General features: G+C 41.9%; 20 protein-coding genes. 2 read left to right on the top strand and 18 right to left on the bottom strand.

What is annotated here, in order from left to right; all coding sequences use genetic code 11:
- Positions 1–23: 23 nt before the first annotated feature.
- Entirely contained in the window at positions 24–1,184 is a 1,161-nt protein-coding gene (gene sucC / locus ACH8E3_RS03590) for an ADP-forming succinate--CoA ligase subunit beta (RefSeq protein WP_458631235.1), read from the bottom strand.
- A 409-nt stretch (positions 1,185–1,593) separates the two neighbouring features.
- Here sucC and ACH8E3_RS03585 point away from each other — a divergent pair, with 409 nt between their 5' ends.
- Together ACH8E3_RS03585 and ACH8E3_RS03580 are read left to right on the top strand one after the other, a co-directional pair.
- A complete protein-coding gene (locus ACH8E3_RS03585) occupies positions 1,594–3,201 on the top strand; it encodes a YifB family Mg chelatase-like AAA ATPase (protein WP_458631234.1) in 1,608 nt (535 codons plus the stop codon).
- A 172-nt stretch (positions 3,202–3,373) separates the two neighbouring features.
- Positions 3,374–3,847: a DUF2269 family protein gene (locus ACH8E3_RS03580; RefSeq protein WP_458631233.1), complete on the top strand. Its 474-nt coding sequence runs from the start codon at positions 3,374–3,376 to the stop codon at positions 3,845–3,847.
- 96 nt (positions 3,848–3,943) lie between these two features.
- On the opposite strand, the gene ACH8E3_RS03575 is transcribed toward ACH8E3_RS03580, so the two are convergent.
- The 17 genes from ACH8E3_RS03575 to ftsY form a co-directional block, all read right to left on the bottom strand.
- A complete protein-coding gene (locus tag ACH8E3_RS03575; protein ID WP_458631232.1) occupies positions 3,944–4,501 on the bottom strand; it encodes a phosphatase PAP2 family protein in 558 nt (185 codons plus the stop codon).
- Positions 4,502–4,664: 163 nt separating this feature from the next.
- A complete protein-coding gene (locus ACH8E3_RS03570; protein WP_458631231.1) occupies positions 4,665–5,054 on the bottom strand; it encodes a YraN family protein in 390 nt (129 codons plus the stop codon).
- Positions 5,051–5,359 carry an EscU/YscU/HrcU family type III secretion system export apparatus switch protein gene (locus tag ACH8E3_RS03565; protein ID WP_458631230.1) on the bottom strand — a complete coding sequence of 103 codons (309 nt, stop codon included), beginning with the start codon at positions 5,357–5,359 and terminating at the stop codon, positions 5,051–5,053. Before ACH8E3_RS03565 ends, ACH8E3_RS03570 begins: the two co-directional genes overlap by 4 nt.
- Entirely contained in the window at positions 5,356–7,443 is a 2,088-nt protein-coding gene (locus ACH8E3_RS03560) for a hypothetical protein (protein WP_458631229.1), read from the bottom strand. Before ACH8E3_RS03560 ends, ACH8E3_RS03565 begins: the two co-directional genes overlap by 4 nt.
- Before the next feature lie 74 nt (positions 7,444–7,517).
- Positions 7,518–8,159 (bottom strand): ribonuclease HII, encoded by a 642-nt coding sequence (locus ACH8E3_RS03555; protein WP_458631228.1) that lies wholly within the window; start codon positions 8,157–8,159, stop codon positions 7,518–7,520.
- Between the two features lie 57 nt (positions 8,160–8,216).
- On the bottom strand, positions 8,217–9,083 hold the full coding sequence (gene ylqF, locus ACH8E3_RS03550) for a ribosome biogenesis GTPase YlqF (protein WP_458631227.1): 867 nt from the start codon (positions 9,081–9,083) through the stop codon (positions 8,217–8,219).
- 53 nt (positions 9,084–9,136) lie between these two features.
- Positions 9,137–9,676, bottom strand: a complete 540-nt coding sequence (lepB, locus tag ACH8E3_RS03545) for a signal peptidase I (RefSeq protein WP_458631420.1) — start codon at positions 9,674–9,676, stop codon at positions 9,137–9,139.
- Positions 9,677–10,018: 342 nt separating this feature from the next.
- Entirely contained in the window at positions 10,019–10,363 is a 345-nt protein-coding gene (gene rplS, locus ACH8E3_RS03540; RefSeq protein ID WP_458631226.1) for a 50S ribosomal protein L19, read from the bottom strand.
- A gap of 155 nt (positions 10,364–10,518) precedes the next feature.
- Entirely contained in the window at positions 10,519–11,874 is a 1,356-nt protein-coding gene (locus ACH8E3_RS03535; protein ID WP_458631225.1) for a dipeptidase, read from the bottom strand.
- 29 nt (positions 11,875–11,903) lie between these two features.
- Entirely contained in the window at positions 11,904–12,641 is a 738-nt protein-coding gene (gene trmD, locus ACH8E3_RS03530) for a tRNA (guanosine(37)-N1)-methyltransferase TrmD (RefSeq protein ID WP_458631419.1), read from the bottom strand.
- A gap of 3 nt (positions 12,642–12,644) precedes the next feature.
- Positions 12,645–13,169 (bottom strand): ribosome maturation factor RimM, encoded by a 525-nt coding sequence (gene rimM / locus ACH8E3_RS03525; RefSeq protein ID WP_458631224.1) that lies wholly within the window; start codon positions 13,167–13,169, stop codon positions 12,645–12,647.
- A gap of 119 nt (positions 13,170–13,288) precedes the next feature.
- Positions 13,289–13,519 carry a KH domain-containing protein gene (locus ACH8E3_RS03520; RefSeq protein WP_458631223.1) on the bottom strand — a complete coding sequence of 77 codons (231 nt, stop codon included), beginning with the start codon at positions 13,517–13,519 and terminating at the stop codon, positions 13,289–13,291.
- 22 nt (positions 13,520–13,541) lie between these two features.
- Positions 13,542–13,814 (bottom strand): 30S ribosomal protein S16, encoded by a 273-nt coding sequence (rpsP, locus tag ACH8E3_RS03515; RefSeq protein ID WP_458631222.1) that lies wholly within the window; start codon positions 13,812–13,814, stop codon positions 13,542–13,544.
- Between the two features lie 36 nt (positions 13,815–13,850).
- A complete protein-coding gene (gene ffh, locus ACH8E3_RS03510) occupies positions 13,851–15,233 on the bottom strand; it encodes a signal recognition particle protein (protein ID WP_458631221.1) in 1,383 nt (460 codons plus the stop codon).
- Positions 15,234–15,254: 21 nt separating this feature from the next.
- Positions 15,255–15,611, bottom strand: a complete 357-nt coding sequence (locus tag ACH8E3_RS03505; RefSeq protein ID WP_458631220.1) for a putative DNA-binding protein — start codon at positions 15,609–15,611, stop codon at positions 15,255–15,257.
- Positions 15,612–15,753: 142 nt separating this feature from the next.
- Positions 15,754–16,398, bottom strand: a complete 645-nt coding sequence (gene trhA, locus ACH8E3_RS03500) for a PAQR family membrane homeostasis protein TrhA (RefSeq protein WP_458631219.1) — start codon at positions 16,396–16,398, stop codon at positions 15,754–15,756.
- Positions 16,399–16,404: 6 nt separating this feature from the next.
- Positions 16,405–17,415, bottom strand: a complete 1,011-nt coding sequence (gene ftsY / locus ACH8E3_RS03495; protein WP_458631218.1) for a signal recognition particle-docking protein FtsY — start codon at positions 17,413–17,415, stop codon at positions 16,405–16,407.
- Between the last annotated feature and the right edge of the window lie 25 nt (positions 17,416–17,440).

Genomic DNA, 17,440 nt, shown 5'->3' with positions numbered 1-17,440 from the left:
TCCCCTATCGATTTAAATAGTGATTATTGTACGAGCGAGACAATCTTTTGAGCACCATCTGCCATCGAATCAGCTGTTACAATATTAAGACCTGATTCAGCTAGAATTTTCTTTCCTAGATCAACATTCGTTCCTTCTAAACGAACAACGAGAGGACGTGTTAATTCCAGTTGTTTAGCTGCTTCTACAACACCATTTGCAATGATGTCGCAACGCATAATTCCACCAAAGATATTTATGAATATGCCTTTTACTTTTTCATCAGAAATGATGATTTTGAAGGCTTCCGTTACTTTCTCCGTTGTCGCACCGCCCCCTACATCTAGGAAGTTAGCAGGGTCTCCACCGTAATACTTAATAATATCCATCGTCGCCATGGCAAGGCCAGCACCATTTACCATACAACCGATATTACCATCCAAGGCAATATAGCTTAGATCGTATTTAGATGCTTCAATCTCCTTCAAATCTTCTTCGTCCAAATCACGAAGTTCTTGAATGTCTTTATGACGATATAATGCATTGGAATCGAAATTAAGCTTCGCATCTAGAGCAATAACATCACCATCACCTGTGATGACTAACGGATTGATCTCGGCTGTGGAGCAATCTTTATCGATGAAGGCATTGTACAATCCCATCATAAATTTAGCAGCCTTATTTACTAACTCATTCGGAATGTTAATAGCGTATGCTAATTTGCGAGCTTGAAACATTTGTAAACCTATAGCAGGATCAATAATTTCTTTAAAAATTTTCTCCGGGTTGGTCTCAGCGACTTCTTCAATTTCTGTGCCGCCTTCTTCTGATGCCATCATGACCACTCGTCCCGTAGCACGATCGACGACAACACCCACATAATATTCTTTACGGATATCGCAGCCTTCTTCAATCAGAAGACGTTTCACTTCTTTACCAGACGGTCCAGTCTGATGAGTGACTAATACTTTACCTAAGATCTCCTCCGCATATGTACGAACTTCATCTAGGTTCTTAGCAACCTTAACACCGCCGGCTTTCCCACGACCTCCAGCATGAATCTGCGCCTTTACGACGACTACTGAGCTACCTAAAGAAATTGCAGCTTCTACAGCTTCTTCTACGGAGTAGGCCACTTTCCCATTGGGAACAGAGATACCATACTGTTTCAACACTTGCTTTCCTTGATATTCATGGATATTCATTAACAAATCCTCCTATCAACATTGCTGAAAAAAGTCGTGATTTCCAATTATAATGGATAAACATCTCATAAAAGAGAGCGCATCCATTTCTAATAAAATATAAAAACGTACCTATTTAATAGTTACTTTCTATATTTTATTGGAAATATTTATAAACCAAACTCATTGTAACATGTTTTTAAAACGCTTTCCTTAATAAAAGCAATTTCAATAGACACTCTTTTGATATTGGTTTCATCCCTTTTTGTGATTGATTAGAAAACATTAGCATTATGGGGCTTTAATTTGACAAAATCTTCTACTCCTATTAAGATTTAAATAATTAAAAGTTCAAGAAAAAGGAAGCACCTTTTTTCTAAATAGGTATACATTCTACATTGTATCTATTAAATAGAAGAGGGGTTTTTTTATGTATGGAAAAACGCATAGTGCCTGTTTGTTCGGAATTGATGGTGTCATCATTCAAGTGGAAGTGGATATCTCCAATGGGCTACCTCAGACTGCAATTATCGGGCTTCCAGACTCGGCGATCCGAGAAGCGGTGGAACGCGTTCGTGCATCCATCAAAAATTGTGGGTTTCGCTTTCCAATGCAACGGGTTACGATCAATTTAGCTCCCGCAGACCTGCGCAAAGAAGGTTCCGCATTCGATTTAGCTATTGCACTAGCTATTCTAGTAACCAGCGCTCAAGTTATTCTGCCTTCTGAAATCCGATTACTGATGATCGGTGAGCTTGCATTAGATGGGACTTTGAGGCCGGTGTCCGGTGTTCTATCTATGGTAGATCGAGCGAAACAAGAGGGATTTAATGCGGTTCTATTACCCGAAGAGAATGCTGCCGAGGCAGATTTAATCAAAGATATGAAGGTCTTTAGTCTAGGACACCTTAGAGAATTGTTGTATCCTAATGGGATTCTAACCAAGGGTACAAGAAAGGAATCCGATCCTCCGGTCATTCTTCATTCACTGGACTTTCTCCACAAATCTTTGCCCACTAAACCTATATTATCAGCTTCTTCTATTCGCGCTGTTAGTTATGAGGATTATAGTGATGTATTAGGACAACAACACGTAAAGCGAGCACTGACCATTGCTGCGGCTGGTATGCATAATATTATACTTATTGGTCCTCCTGGTACTGGTAAAACGATGCTTATCAAACGTTTACCTACCATTCTGCCTGCTTTAACCGAACAAGAAGCTCTAGAGACGACTAAAATATTCAGTGCTGCTGGTAAATTAAAAGAACCAACCACAGGCTTGCTGAAACAGCGCCCCTTCCGATCACCACACCATACTATTTCCGCAGGTGGCCTTATTGGAGGCGGCACTATCCCTAAACCAGGTGAAGTTAGCCTTGCCCATCGCGGAATTTTATTTCTAGATGAACTACCTGAGTTCTCTCGTAATGTATTAGAGGTATTACGCCAACCTTTGGAAGACCGTGCAGTAACGATTAGTCGTGCTCGCGCAGTACATACTTTTCCAGCACACTTCATGTTATGCGCTTCCATGAATCCCTGTCCGTGCGGCTATCTCGGAAGCGATCATCCAGAGCATCGTTGTACTTGCAGTAGCACACGTATCACCCACTATCGCACCAAAATATCCGGTCCGTTATTAGATAGAATTGACCTTCAAGTCGATGTTCCTCGGCCCAAAGAGTGGACCAAAGAGACCTCTAGTCTATCTTCGGAAGAAATGAGAGAACGAGTCATGTTAGCACATCGTATCCAACAACGACGCTACAGCCACTTACCCTTCTCCTACAATAGTGAATTAGGGGGGAGACATCTTCGTAACTTCGTAGCGCTCTCGCCAGATACGGCAACGATGCTACAAGAAACGTTGGAGGCTCTCGGTCTCAGCATGCGAGCATATGACAGGATTCTAAAATTAGCGAGGACGATTGCAGATCTCGATGGCAAAGATAGCATCGAATCTTCGCATGTCGCAGAAGCCATTCAATATCGGAATTTGGATCTGCAACAGAATCATGCAGAGGAAGTAAAATGATATATCTATGAATTCAATTCTATAGAACTTAGTAAGCACCAGTGCTAGAAGATGATCTAATCAGGTATTTGTCATCTTCCAATACAATTTAACATATCCTCTCCTATGATGTTCCGGAAGATGCCTTCATATTTCTGGGAAATATAAATCTCTATAAAGGAGGATATCTTACATGTCTTGGTTATCTTTACTCGTTCTTATACATGTGCTTTCTGCAATTATTGGTGTTGGTCCGACGTTTTTCGGCCACTACTTACTACGTAAAAATCAAAACCTTTCTCAACTTCGCGCTTCTTTGAGCGTAATTAATGCCGTCAATCTTTTCCCTAAAATAGGGGGTAGTATTGCCTTGCTATCCGGAATTACTTTAATTCTTGTTACTGATACTTATGGCGATTTCATGGTACTTTGGCAGTTTGGTTCACTAATTGATTACTTTATTATTCAGTTTATCGCCATCGCTTTATTAGCACCGGCTACTGCCAAACTGACTGTATTAGTCTTTGATCCCGCTTACGATCAGAACACAAAACTGAATAACGAACAAATCTTATCACTTAAAAAATCATCTAATCTATCTTATATCGCTTCATTCTTTGGTATTATATTGTTCATTTTCATGATTTTAAAACCGATTGTATTTTGAAAAGTTAATATTAAAAAAGTCCAATAACAATGATGTTCATTGGACTTTTATTTGTCATTTATCGTATTCATAGCAACAACCACCGCTTAACTTGATTCAGCAAACTTTGGGAGCACGCTTCTCTAGAATCCTTTGATATATCCCAATGGAAATGGCTAACCAAGTGCCACTTGCAAAAAGTGCTCCTAGCACATCGCTTGGGTAATGGACTCCCAAATAAATTCGACTAATGCCAATACCTGCGATCATCATAGAAACAAATAGCAACAAGATGACTCGCCCTCTTGCACTTGTCGTATGTTTCCAGAGTAAAAAGCATATTAGACCATATAAAGTAAATGCCGCCATGGTATGTCCACTTGGAAAGCTATACCCACTAGCTTCAGCTATGACACGTAAATTGGGGCGTTCACGTTGAAATACCAACTTCAACAAGACATTCAAACACAATGAACCCATCATAACTAAAGTAAAGAACACTAATTCCATACGAAATTTCAACACGCTATAAAGAACGAATATGGTCGCAAGGGAGATAATGCCCACCGGAAGCCACGCTCCGATAAATGAAAAAAGCCCCATAATTAGTGTAAGCACGGATGATTCGAATCCCTGAATAACTGTGCTTATGCCATTATCGAACTTTACAATCATTTGTTTGCCTATCATAATAGCAATTATTGCAAAACCTATCACACCTATAAGACTTATGATAAAGGTACGACACAGCCCCTATTTATATCCATAAGAATACCCTTGGTAAGTTTGTCATCTAAACCACTCCTACATTTAGATTAATCTTGTGATGGTCTAATCATTAAAAAGCGTCCGTAATATGTTCCAGGTTATATAATGTCATGTCAGCATTTAGAATGATCGCTATCACGTCAAATCTCACCCTAACCGATGCAATATTCATCTTTTTGTACAACAAATAGACTTCCGTTGTTTGACGTACCTGATTTATCTTACGTGTATTCACTGATTCAGCTGGAATTCCAAATCTGGAGCGTCCACTTTGGCTTCGCACCTCTACAATAATTAAACTATCCTCCTTGCGGGCCACTATGTCTATTTCACCACTTCGACATCGCCAATTTCGATCCACAATTTTATACCCTTGCTCTTCTAGGTAGATTGCAGCATGTTCCTCACCTGCTGCACCCTTCTGCTTGCGTGTATCTTTCTTAAGAGGCTCTGAGTTCATCTTGGGAATCTTCCTTCCCTAGCTAAGCCATCTGTACGATAAATATAGGAGAGCACTTCCGCCACAAGCTGATACAACTCGGTTGGAATTTGTTGATCCAGATCCAATTGAGATAGTACTTCAACCAATGCAGCGTCTTCTTGAACGGGAACACCATGTTCTTTCGCTCGCTCTAGAATTGTCTCTGCAAGTCGTCCTCGGCCTTTCGCCACGACCATCGGAGCCTCACTCTCACCAGGAGAATATTTAAGGGCAACAGCTTTCTTCTTAGAGAGTTCAAGTTCCTCTTTAGACAGCTCTTTCATATAAACATATCCACCCCTTTGTATATTGGAGGTGCATACTCTGAAGTCACACTACCTTGTTTGCTAGATACAGCTGCAACTGTTGGTTGCGGTAGTGGTTCTGTTTTTAAAGTGAATAACTGATATCCTATCGCATGTATGGCTTGAGCTATTTCATCGCGACGACCCTCGATGAGTGTCGTCATCCATTCATGATCATTATGAACTTTTAAGCTAACAATCTTGTCAACTACCTGTACATCTATAAGCGTTGACCCTAGATGTTTCATGTCCAGATCGAACCATAGACGGCAATTGGATGCATCCAACTCGCCCTTTTTACCCCGACGAGACTGGATATGAACCGATGCGGTCTCTTCTCCATCCTGTCCGTTCAATGGGATGAACATTGTCACTTGTGCAAAAGGTGCAGTACGGTCCGTATTTAATAATAACTGCTGTCCGGTCATATGTTGAACTAATTGCTGTGCAGCTTCCTTCAATGCCGGAGGAAGGTCCTTCATGTCTAACATTTGAAGAAGCGTACCTTTTAAAGATTCGTGGCTCATCACGCCCACTTCTGGATTCAACAAATTCGAAGCCACACTCATTTGAGGTGTGACAGAACTTCTTATACCTTCTGGTATAATACTAGTTCCATTCGCTTGTGTACCTGTAAGAACACTTGTCTCTTGTGTCACCTGTTGTTGTGCTGTAACCGGTACATTAGCTGACGCAACTGTCGTTGCTGCATTAGACTGTTGAGCCGCTACAGGCACACCCTGATTAGCAACGACATTCTGCTGTGCCAATGTCGGGGTCGGGGGTGCCGTTGCACTGGCTTGCTGGGCGTTCCCAGCTTGCGCTTGCGCCGCTTGTGGCGTTGCGCCACCGCGCACAGCATGTTGCTCGTGCTCCGCACCGAGCAACTTCAACATCTGCCCTACCCAAGAGGCTTCGCCTTGGGTAGGGGCAGGACGTAGCGAAGCCCCTGCGGGCGCTTCGCCCATCGTTGCCGCCTGCGTAAGCGGCGGCAATACCCCGGCTACATCCGCACGGGATGTAGCTTGCGCACTTGCCGGCGGCATTGACGCGCCGGCAGTCATTCCGTCACTTAGCGTAGCTGTGACGGGTTGTCCGCTCCCCATCGCGCTTGGCGCCGATGGAGGGGCTGTAGGCAGCTGCGTACCGCGAAGCTGCTGCAGGATATCTTGCAACTTCGCAATAAGCGGTTGCAAGGGCGATGACGTGATGACCGAAGGTGTAACGCCACCTTGTGTAGGTGCTCCTGGCGCACCATTACCAGTCGCTGTCGATGCGGTAGCATTACCTTGAGATGACGCCGTTCCTACCGTGACGGCCGGATTGCCCGTCTGCGCTTGATTGCCTTGCGTCGCTTGCATACCTGTGCCATTCGCTACATCTGGACTCGCTTGCATGGCGAGCGCGCCTGTTGCTACTTGTGCTTGCGAAGTAATCATCGTCTGTGACGCAACCCCAGCACCAGCATTGGTTGTGAACGACGTTAGCTGTTCACTCAACCCCAATAACAATTGATGTAAGGGTGGACCGAATACCGCTTGTTGCAACCCTCTGACACTCTCGCCTGTCATCGGTAGCCCCCGCTGAAATGCGATGGCAGCGGATTGAAGCCACTTCTCTGTGGATACACCTACTGGCTTCTCCATCAGAATAGACTTAAATAAGGCTACATTCTCCTTCGTTAAGGGAACACCACTAGCTTGAAGTGTTTGGAGCATCTCACGATTTGCATTCGTATCCGTCAGACCAACCGTTTTTAATACATCTGCCATTGTCTTGGCAGAAATATTTGAATAGGGAGATTCAGCAAGTGGCTTAAGAACCATCAAACCATCTTCATCCGGTGCTTGTACCTGTAACAATGTCGCTTGTCCTTGTTGCACTGGTGTTTCAAGCTTAGCATGCACTTTGACACCTTGAATTTGAATCTCAGCTTCCTTACCGCTATCTGAGACACTTAGAACAACTCCACGTACGACCTGTCCTTCTTTTACATCTAGTTGTTTGAATTCCCCTGGCTTTTGTTCACCAAGTAAACCGCGAATTAATGATCCGATATTCACATGGATTCCTCCGTTTTCAAATCGCTCTTTCTATCTATATCGGTACATATCCCTTATCGGTTGAGCACTTCTTTTCATCGTAAGGTACGTCTCTGCGCTTCAATATTCCCAAGAAAGCTACGACGATGCATAGGTGTAGCACCTAAGTCTATAATTTGCGCTCTGTGTAATTTGGTTGCATATCCCTTATGAATAGCTATCCCGTAGTCAGGGTACATCTCATCCCAAGTTCCTTCACATAGACGATCCCGCGTAACCTTAGCAATGATAGATGCGGCAGCAATGGATAGACTATTCGCATCCCCTTTGACAATCGCAAGTTGAGGAATCTCGGTGTCTATTTCTTCTGCATCTACTAGCACAAAATTAGGGATAAGGGATAATCCTTCGAGTGCTTTCTTCATAGCAAGCCGGGATGCTTGTTTAATATTTATACGATCGATTGTTTGGGAATCCACATATCCCATACCAACCGCCAATGCTTTCTCCATGATGAGATCATATAGAACGTCGCGCTTCTTAGCACTTAATTTCTTCGAATCATTAACACCCTCTAGACGAAGTCCTTGCGGAAGAATCACTGCTGCTGCGATCACATCTCCAAATAAGCAACCACGTCCCACTTCATCAACCCCAGCAATATGTTCATAAGATTGCTCTGTGTAATAGGTCTCGTATCTTAACAGATCTAAGACCGTTTCATTCGACTTATTCATCGTATTCCTCCATCTATTCAAAAAACCACCGAAATATCGGTGGCTTAACGTGTCATATTAATAAGGTGCTTCCATCGATATCCGACCTAATTTACCAGCACGAAGTTCACGTAATATGATCCGGCAAGATTTCTCTAAATCGACTTTTCCGCCACTGACAATACAGCCACGTTTACGACCAACTTCCTCCATAATCGCAACAATCTGATCCGGATCATCGTAATCGGTCGGTTGATCGCTCTCAAGCTCAAAACGATCTTTAAGAGGTGCCCAATAATATTTAGCAATATATTTCAAGCCAAAAAATGCGACGTCCTCTACATTGAGCGTTTCTTCTTTAATTGCTCCAGTCACAGCCAATCGATATCCTACATTCATGTCTTCGAATTTAGGCCATAGAATTCCCGGTGTATCCAGTAGTTCCATTTCTTTGCCTACTTTAATCCATTGTTGTCCTTTGGTTACGCCAGGACGATCACCCGTCAAGGCAACACTCCGTCCAGCAAGTCGATTGATTAATGTAGATTTACCCACGTTGGGAATACCCACAATAAGGGCGCGAATTGCTCTTGGATTGATTCCTTTTGAAATCTGCTTATCAATTTTTGCTTTGAGCAATAATTTAAGCTGTGTCGGAATTTCCTTTATGCCAGTTCCTGTCGATGCATCCAAAGGAAATGCCACATGTCCTTGTTTTTTGAAGAAATCCAACCATTCTCTTGTTACTTCTCCATCTGCTAAATCTGCTTTGTTCAAAACAATGAGTCTTGGTTTACCTTGAAGAATTTCATCAATCATCGGATTACGGCTAGAGAGTGGAAGACGTGCATCTACCAACTCAATTACCGCATCGATTAACTTTAAGTTTTCTTGAATTTGGCGGCGCGCTCTGGTCATATGACCTGGGAACCACTGAATCGTCACGGTCATCACCTCATCTTCTTTACCATAACGGTTTTTCCATACGTTTTATGGGTTTAATGGTTAATCCATTCTATATCTTTCATTGGCCAAAAGATCACATCTGCTCGGCCAACAATGTCACCAAGTGGGACATATCCTATCATTCGGCTATCTGTACTATCTGAACGGTTATCACCCATGACGAAAATATGTCCCTCAGGTACTGTGCCATCAGGAAAATAATCATTAGGGAAATCTTTATTATTATAAGTTAAATTTTGCTCATGTCTGAGATCAACTTCAGCTTTTATGTAGGGCTCTTCAATAGGTTCCCCATTCACATACACCGTATCGCCTTCAACTTTTACCGTGTCACCAGCAACACCAATCACTCGTTTAATAAAGTCCCGCCCTTCAGAAGGAACGTGAAACACAACAACTTCCCCATGCTTGGGGTCCCGAATGTCATAAAGGATCTCATTAACGATTAAACGCTCACCCGTGTGAAAACTAGGTTTCATAGAGGGTCCATCAACAATAAATGGTTTGAAAAGAAGCCAACGAATAAGAAAAACCAGAACCACTGCAATAACAATAGCCTTCAGCCACTCCATCACTTCATTATTCCCTTGTTTCGATGGTTTACGATCTTGTTCTTTGAATTCATCTGTATTGCCTTCTATATCCAAGTCCTGTTGCATTACTCGCCAGCCCTCTCTTGCATTTAATTGGATGAAATATATATACAATGGGGTTGATGAACATTCATTGTATTTCAAAAAAAACATAAGCTCCTTAGCGGAGCTTATGAGCCTGACAAGTAGAAACTGAAATGCGATAGTTTGACGTAGTTCATACTTTTTATCATTATAATTGTAGGTATTCGACATTCGTATACCCTATTTAATTTAAAAGAAAAGGGACTTGCAAACAAGCCCCTTAACATTGTCCGTAAATTAACGGCGCTTTTCTTTAATTCTTGCAGCTTTACCGCGTAGTTCACGAAGATAGAACAATTTAGCACGACGAACTTTACCACGACGAGCCACTTCAATCTTCTCGAGCTTAGGCGAGTTAAGTGGGAATGTTCTTTCCACACCAACACCGTAAGAAATTTTACGTACTGTAAAAGTTTCTCCGATTCCACCACCACGACGCTGAATTACAACACCTTCGAACAATTGGACACGCTCACGTGATCCCTCGATAACTTTTACATGTACTTTCAAAGTGTCTCCAGGGCGAAAGTTTGGCAAATCTGTGCGAATTTGATCTTGAGTAATCGCTTGTAGGATATTCATATTAGAATTCCCTCCTTCCATACAGGTGTTCTTGCTTCTTCTGGAGAAGTCTTCTTCTCCTTCATTATGGACAGAGGACCACCGTAGTCATACACAACAGGACTTATTATAACATAGTTTCTGATTATCGTGCAACAATTTTTACATTTATATCACTATACTTTTTGTAGAAATTCTACAATCGTTAATAGTCCCTTATCGAAGTTATCCAGATTGAAATGCTCGTTCGGGGCATGAAGATTCTCATCTGGAAGACCAAACCCCATTAACACAACCGGAACAGATAATAATCTGCCGAAAGTCTCAACTATTGGAATGGACCCTCCATCTTTGGTGAATACGGGAGCTACACCGTACACACTCTTAAATGCATCAGCGGCCTTCTGCAACATCGGTGTTGCAGGATCAATCGTAAATGGATTTCCTTTTTCGCCTTGTGTCACAATGACCTTAGCACCTCGTGGAACATGGGTAAGAATATGCAGTTCAATTTTGTCCAGAATATCTTGCGGATTCTGGTATCCAACGAGTCGACATGTAATTTTAGCATGTGCCTCTTTTGGGATTACAGTTTTCGAACCTTCTCCTTGGAATCCGCCATATACACCATTTAATTCTAAGGTTGGACGAGCTCCAGTTCTTTCAACGAATGAGAATCCTTCTTCACCATACAGCGCCTCAAGTTCAAGAGCGTTTTGCAACTTCAACTCATCAATATTTTGTTTGACAAATTCAGCTCGCATCGCGTCTGTCAATTCAGGCACATCGGCATAGAATCCATCCACGTCCACTCGACCTTGATTGTCATGCAATGTTGACAATAGCTCGATCATCGCATGTAGTGCGTTAGGCACACCACCGCCATAGGACCCTGAGTGTAAGTCTGTGTTCGCTGTCGTGACATGAACATCTAACGAACATAACCCACGTAGCCCTACGCAAATCGCCGGTTTTCCTTTTTCAAGAAGAGAAGTATCAGAGATCAGTACAACATCCGCTGACAATTCCTCACGATGTTGCTCTAGAAATGAGGGTAAGTTAGGACTAGATACTTCTTCCTCCCCCTCGATACAGAACTTAATATTCACTGGAAGTTCCTTATCTAGTTTCAACATCGCCTCAACAGCCTTAATATGTAGGAAAACTTGACCTTTATCATCCGTTGCTCCGCGTGCATAAATCTTACCATCTCGAATAGTCGGTTCAAACGGCGGTGTCTCCCATAAATGAAGGGGATCAACCGGTTGTACATCATAGTGGCCGTATACAAGCACTGTTGGTTTACCAGGTGCATGCAAATAATCAGCATATACAATGGGGTGACCATTCGTCTTATGAATCTTCACATTGTCTAGACCTGCTTCTGTTAATGAATTAGCGAGCCAATCTGCTGCGCGCAATACATCTGATTTGTGTTCAGATAAAGCGGATATACTTGGAATAGCTAACCATTCTTTTAATTCTGTAAGCTGTTGTTCTTTGCGTTCTTCAAAGTAATTTGGATAACTCATCCTGTTCCTCCTCTGATCAAACTCATCATTTAATTGATATTATTTCTTAACTGTTCTATATATTTCTTATCTTGAACCGTGAGTGTAAGCTTATCGAGAAGCTCAGGTCGACGTGTAAAGGTACGCTTCAACGCTTGCTGTCTTCGCCACACCTCAATGTTAGCATGATGACCACTTAATAACATATCTGGTACCTTCCAACCACGGAACTCCGCTGGACGAGTGTAATGAGGATATTCTAATAGTCCTGTACTGAATGAATCAGTAACGGCAGACATTTCATTTCCTAGTACACCTGGTAGCAATCTCACGACAGCATCAATCACAGTCATGGCAGGTATTTCTCCACCTGTCAGCACATAATCCCCCACAGACAATTCATCGGTGACGAGATGCTCACGGATACGTTCATCATACCCTTCATAATGCCCACATATGAAAATAAGGTGCTCTTCTTTGGATAACTCTTCTGCTTTTCTTTGTGTAAATGTTTCTCCTTGTGGGCACATCAAGATGACACGTGGGGGATTTGAAACAGATGTCAGTACATGTTCTACCGCAGCAAATATAGGCTCAGGCTTAAGTACCATGCCCCCTCCACCACCATAAGGCGTATCATCGACTGTATGATGTTTATTCAAGGCGAAGTCTCTAAAGTTAATTGCATTTAATGACACAATCCCTTTGTCGTTCGCCTTTCCCAAAATACTACTCTCAAATACACCTGTGAACATCTCTGGAAATAGAGTAAGAACATCTACCTTCATCATTTATAACAATCCTTCCATGAGATGAATCTTAACCTTCTTACTATTCACATCCACGTCCAAGACAACATCATCAATGACTGGAATTAGAATATCTGCACCCGTTGCAGGTTTCACTACCCACACATCATTAGCACCCGGTTTCATAATTTCAATGATAACGCCCAGTGGCTTATCTTCATTCTCATCTGTAAATACGCTACATCCTATAATGTCGTGATAGTAATACTCATTGTCCGGTAAATCTACAAGGTCATCCTGCGATACTTTAAGCATACTTCCTTTGTATTTCTCCACTTCATTGATATTCGTATATCCTTCTAATTTGACAATATACGTATTCTTATGAAATCGCGAAGATACAATCGTAATCCAAAATGATGGTGTGCCATCAGCTGGAATCAAGAATAAACGCTTCCCAGGTGCGAAACGTTGTTCAGGGAAATCAGTAATCGCTAGAACTTTAATTTCTCCTTTAATGCCATGCGTGTTCACCAATTTACCAACAGTCAATAATTGTTCTGACATGTTCTCCTCCTACACAAATATGCTCTTTTCACAAAATAAAACAAATATATGTCAACTTATGTTCTCAGCATGTACAAAAGGGGATTAGGACATTCATCCTAACCCCCTTTTGTATATCTTTAAGATATAATATCCACGGTTACACGTTTGTCCATTTTGACTGCTGCAGATGTGACAACCGTGCGTAACGCTTTAGCTATCCTACCCTGTTTGCCAATGACTTTTCCTACATCACTAGGATGAACAGACAATTCATAGACAACAAGATGATCCTTCTCTACCGTTTTCACGGTCACATCTTCAGGATGATCCACCAAAGCCTTAGCAATAACACCAACTAATTCTTCCATAGATACTCCTTATCATCAGTCATTATTTCTGTAACTTAAGATCATGGAACTTCTTCATTACTCCTGCTTTACTAAGCAAGTTACGAACTGTATCGGATGCTTGTGCACCGTTTTGAAGCCATGCCAAAGCTTTATCTTCATCAATCTTAACTACTGCCGGTTCAACGATCGGGTTGTAGTAACCAATTTCTTCGATAAAACGACCATCACGTGGGGAACGAGAGTCCGAAACCACGATACGGTAGAAAGGAGCCTTATGGGCACCAATGCGTTTAAGACGTATACGTACTGACACAAAATTCACCTCCTTCAATAGAATCAACAACTTATTTTAACGAAAAGGAAACTTCATGCCGCCTTTTCCTGCTAAACCTTTTAATTGCTTCATGGCTTTTCCTTTAGGTCCTTTAGGCCCCATCATATCCGAGAATTGCTTCATCATGCGCCGCATCTCATCGAATTGCTTAATAAGACGGTTCACTTCAGCAATATTCGTACCACTACCCAATGCAATCCGCTTACGTCGTTTGTGATCAATAATCTCAGGTCGTTGTTTCTCTTCCTTCGTCATGGAGAACACGATGGCTTCAATGCGACCCATTTGCTTATCATCCACTTTGATGTCTTTAGCTTGCTTCATCTTCCCCATCCCAGGAATCATATCCATGATTTGATCGAGAGGGCCCATTTTCTTGACTTGATCCATCTGTTCCAAGAAATCATCAAACGTAAATTCTGCATTACGCATCTTACGTTCCATTTCTTTGGCCTTATCTGAATCGATGTTTAATTGTGCTTTCTCGATAAGAGACAGCATATCGCCCATGCCAAGAATTCGAGATGCCATACGTTCTGGATGGAATGGCTCTAATGCATCAATCTTCTCACCTAAAGCGACGAATTTAATGGGACAGCCTGTTACAGCTTTAACAGAAAGTGCTGCTCCACCTCGCGTATCACCGTCTAGTTTCGTTAGAACAACGCCTGTTAATCCCAATTGATCATTGAAGTTACTAGCGACGTTAACAGCATCTTGACCTGTCATTGAATCAACGACTAGCAATACTTCATCAGGTGTAATTTCTGCATGGATCTGACTCAATTCTTCCATGAGCGTCTCATCAATATGCAAGCGTCCTGCCGTATCCATAATCAGATAGTCATTCCCATTATCTTTTGCATGTTGCAAAGCTGCCTTAGCAATTTCCACAGGGCTCACTTGATCACCAAGCGTAAAGACAGGAACTTTGATCTGTTCTCCTAGCACTTCCAACTGCTTAATTGCCGCTGGACGATAGATATCACCTGCAACAAGCAATGGACGACTGTTCTGCTTTTGAAGCAATTTAGCTAATTTAGCAGAAGTGGTTGTTTTACCTGCACCCTGGAGTCCTACCATCATAATAACTGTAGGTGGTTTATTAGCCTTCGCAAGCTTAGCTTGACTTCCACCCATCAGTTCGGATAATTCCTTATTCACAATATCAATAATAACCATGCCTGGAGTAAAGCTGTCCATGACTTCTTTACCAATGGACTTCTCTTTTACTTTGGCAACGAATTCTTTGACTACTTTGAAATTAACGTCCGCTTCCAATAGAGCAAGACGCACTTCCCGCATCGCTTCGCCTACATCTTCTTCGGATACTTTACCTTTACCACGTAGCTTACTAAACACGTTCTGTAGCCTGCCTGTTAATCCCTCAAACGCCATTCGCCGCCACCTCCTTGCCTTTTATTCATAGCTTTTCAATTGTTCTAGCATAAGCATCATTTTTTCTTTATCTGCAGTAGAAGCATTCGATGTCTCCATCAACTGGCGTAATCTCTCTAATTCATCCCTACGCTGTTCATACTTCTTCAGTAGACTCAGCTTCTCTTCGTAAATATTCAGCACTTGCTCGGCCCGTTTAATATGTTCATAGATCGCTTGGCGACTAATATTGAACTCCGCTGCAATTTCCCCAAGGGAAAAATCATCATGAAAATAATATTTCAAAAACATTTGTTGCTTATCTGTTAATAAATGTTCATAGAAATCAAATAGTTGATTAATTCGGTTGGTCTTCTCAAGCTTATCTTCCTGAGTCATTGAGGACACCCCCTTCGTCAAGGAAAAACACTTTACACTCAACGAATTTAATAATACCTAAATCAAATGAAGATGTCAAGCGAAAGTCCTTGTCATCTTCATTGGAAAATCATTCTTATTCGATTCTGAAATTCAACAGCGATTAACTTGGTAATAAGTATAAGAATACGGAGAAGAAATGTAGAATACTTCCTGCTAATACGAACAAATGCCAAACGGCATGATGATATGGAAATCCTCTCCACACATAGAATATGGTTCCCAACGTATACATTGCTCCACCTAGTGCAAGAAGAATCATGCCTCCCATAGGGACAGCTTCTGTTAACGGTGTCCACGCAATGACAATAAGCCAGCCCATTAATATATAGAAAACGGTGGACATGAAAAGGAATTTTTTCACAAAGAACACTTTGAAAAGACATCCCAGAACAGCAAACCCCCAGACAATACCGAACAAAGTCCATCCTAGAGGGCCTCGAATGGCAACGAGCATAAATGGTGTATAGGAACCCGCGATATACAGATAAATAGAAGAATGATCAAAAAATTCGAATAAATCTTTTACTTTTCCTTCTTTGAAACTGTGTACCAATGTTGAGTTCAAGTATAATACCAGCATGGTCACGCCATAAATGGTAAAACTAACAACATGCCATGCTGTCCCTTCCAAGCTTGCGTACACTATAAGTAAGACGAGTGCCGCAATACTTAAGACTGCTCCAATACCATGTGTAATCGCATTTACTAATTCCTCACGCCGACTATACGTATGTGTATTCGCCATTGATCATTACTCCCCTTGAGATGATAATTCATCACTTTCTTCTTCATCTTGTATTAACCCAGCGAACAACGCATGAACGAATTGTTGAGAATCAAATGGTTGTAAATCTTCCATTTTCTCACCCAATCCTACTAATTTGACTGGTATATTCATTTCTTGACGAATCGCAACAACGATTCCCCCTTTAGCTGTGCCATCTAGCTTGGTTAACACAAGACCTGTCACTCCACTCTTCTCACCGAAGAGCTTGGCCTGACTTAAAGCGTTCTGTCCTGTGGTCGCGTCTAACACCATCAATACTTCATGCGGTGCGCTGGGCACTTCACGTTGAATGACCCGATAAATTTTATTCAACTCTTCCATTAAGTTCGATTTGCTCTGTAAACGTCCCGCAGTATCACAGATTAATACATCGACTTGTCGTTGTTTGGCTGCTTGTATAGCATCGAACATGACGGCTGCTGGGTCTGAACCTGACTGTTGTTTGATCACTTCGACACCTGCTCGTTCACCCCACACCTCAAGTTGCTCAATAGCTCCAGCACGGAAGGTATCTCCAGCTGCTAAAAGAACCTTTTTACCTTCTTGTTTGAATCGATGTGCTAATTTACCAATGGTTGTCGTCTTGCCGACACCATTTACACCTACGAAAAGAATAACCGTAATGCCATCCTTGTTCATATGAAGTACATTATCATCATCGCCACGAAGCAGTTCCATTAGCTTTTGAGATAAGATCGGTTGTAATTCTAAAGCATTCTCAATCTTTTGTTTCTTCACTTCCACACGCAATTCGTCGATTAACATCATTACCGTATTTACACCAACATCCGCACCAATAAGAATTTCTTCAAGTTCTTCATAGAATTCCTCATCTATTTTCTTGCGACGTATCATAAGGTCTGATACCTTTTCGGCAAACCCTTTCCTTGTCTTTTCCAGACCGTCCTTAAATTGCTTGGTTACAACATCTGTTTTGCTTGAAATACTATCTTTTAATTTTTTAAAGAAGCTCATATGATTCCTCCATCTATTTATCTAG

This window comes from Paenibacillus sp. CMAA1364, from assembly GCF_054373195.1.
Note: the sequence above shows the minus strand (reverse complement) of the source record. Positions and strands in the feature narration are given on the sequence as shown.

Coding starts and splice junctions, on each gene's coding strand:
- ACH8E3_RS03570 (WP_458631231.1), bottom strand. CDS start 5,054: ATGAACTCAGAGCCTCTTAAGAAAGATACACGCAAGCAGAAGGGTGCA.
- ACH8E3_RS03505 (WP_458631220.1), bottom strand. CDS start 15,611: ATGACTCAGGAAGATAAGCTTGAGAAGACCAACCGAATTAATCAACTA.
- lepB (WP_458631420.1), bottom strand. CDS start 9,676: ATGGAGTGGCTGAAGGCTATTGTTATTGCAGTGGTTCTGGTTTTTCTT.
- ACH8E3_RS03585 (WP_458631234.1), top strand. CDS start 1,594: ATGTATGGAAAAACGCATAGTGCCTGTTTGTTCGGAATTGATGGTGTC.
- trmD (WP_458631419.1), bottom strand. CDS start 12,641: ATGAAGGTAGATGTTCTTACTCTATTTCCAGAGATGTTCACAGGTGTA.
- ACH8E3_RS03555 (WP_458631228.1), bottom strand. CDS start 8,159: ATGAATAAGTCGAATGAAACGGTCTTAGATCTGTTAAGATACGAGACC.
- ACH8E3_RS03575 (WP_458631232.1), bottom strand. CDS start 4,501: ATGATTGTAAAGTTCGATAATGGCATAAGCACAGTTATTCAGGGATTC.
- rimM (WP_458631224.1), bottom strand. CDS start 13,169: ATGTCAGAACAATTATTGACTGTTGGTAAATTGGTGAACACGCATGGC.
- rplS (WP_458631226.1), bottom strand. CDS start 10,363: ATGAATATCCTACAAGCGATTACTCAAGATCAAATTCGCACAGATTTG.
- ACH8E3_RS03535 (WP_458631225.1), bottom strand. CDS start 11,874: ATGAGTTATCCAAATTACTTTGAAGAACGCAAAGAACAACAGCTTACA.
- ACH8E3_RS03580 (WP_458631233.1), top strand. CDS start 3,374: ATGTCTTGGTTATCTTTACTCGTTCTTATACATGTGCTTTCTGCAATT.
- trhA (WP_458631219.1), bottom strand. CDS start 16,398: ATGGCGAATACACATACGTATAGTCGGCGTGAGGAATTAGTAAATGCG.
- ftsY (WP_458631218.1), bottom strand. CDS start 17,415: ATGAGCTTCTTTAAAAAATTAAAAGATAGTATTTCAAGCAAAACAGAT.
- ACH8E3_RS03520 (WP_458631223.1), bottom strand. CDS start 13,519: ATGGAAGAATTAGTTGGTGTTATTGCTAAGGCTTTGGTGGATCATCCT.
- ffh (WP_458631221.1), bottom strand. CDS start 15,233: ATGGCGTTTGAGGGATTAACAGGCAGGCTACAGAACGTGTTTAGTAAG.
- sucC (WP_458631235.1), bottom strand. CDS start 1,184: ATGAATATCCATGAATATCAAGGAAAGCAAGTGTTGAAACAGTATGGT.
- ACH8E3_RS03565 (WP_458631230.1), bottom strand. CDS start 5,359: ATGAAAGAGCTGTCTAAAGAGGAACTTGAACTCTCTAAGAAGAAAGCT.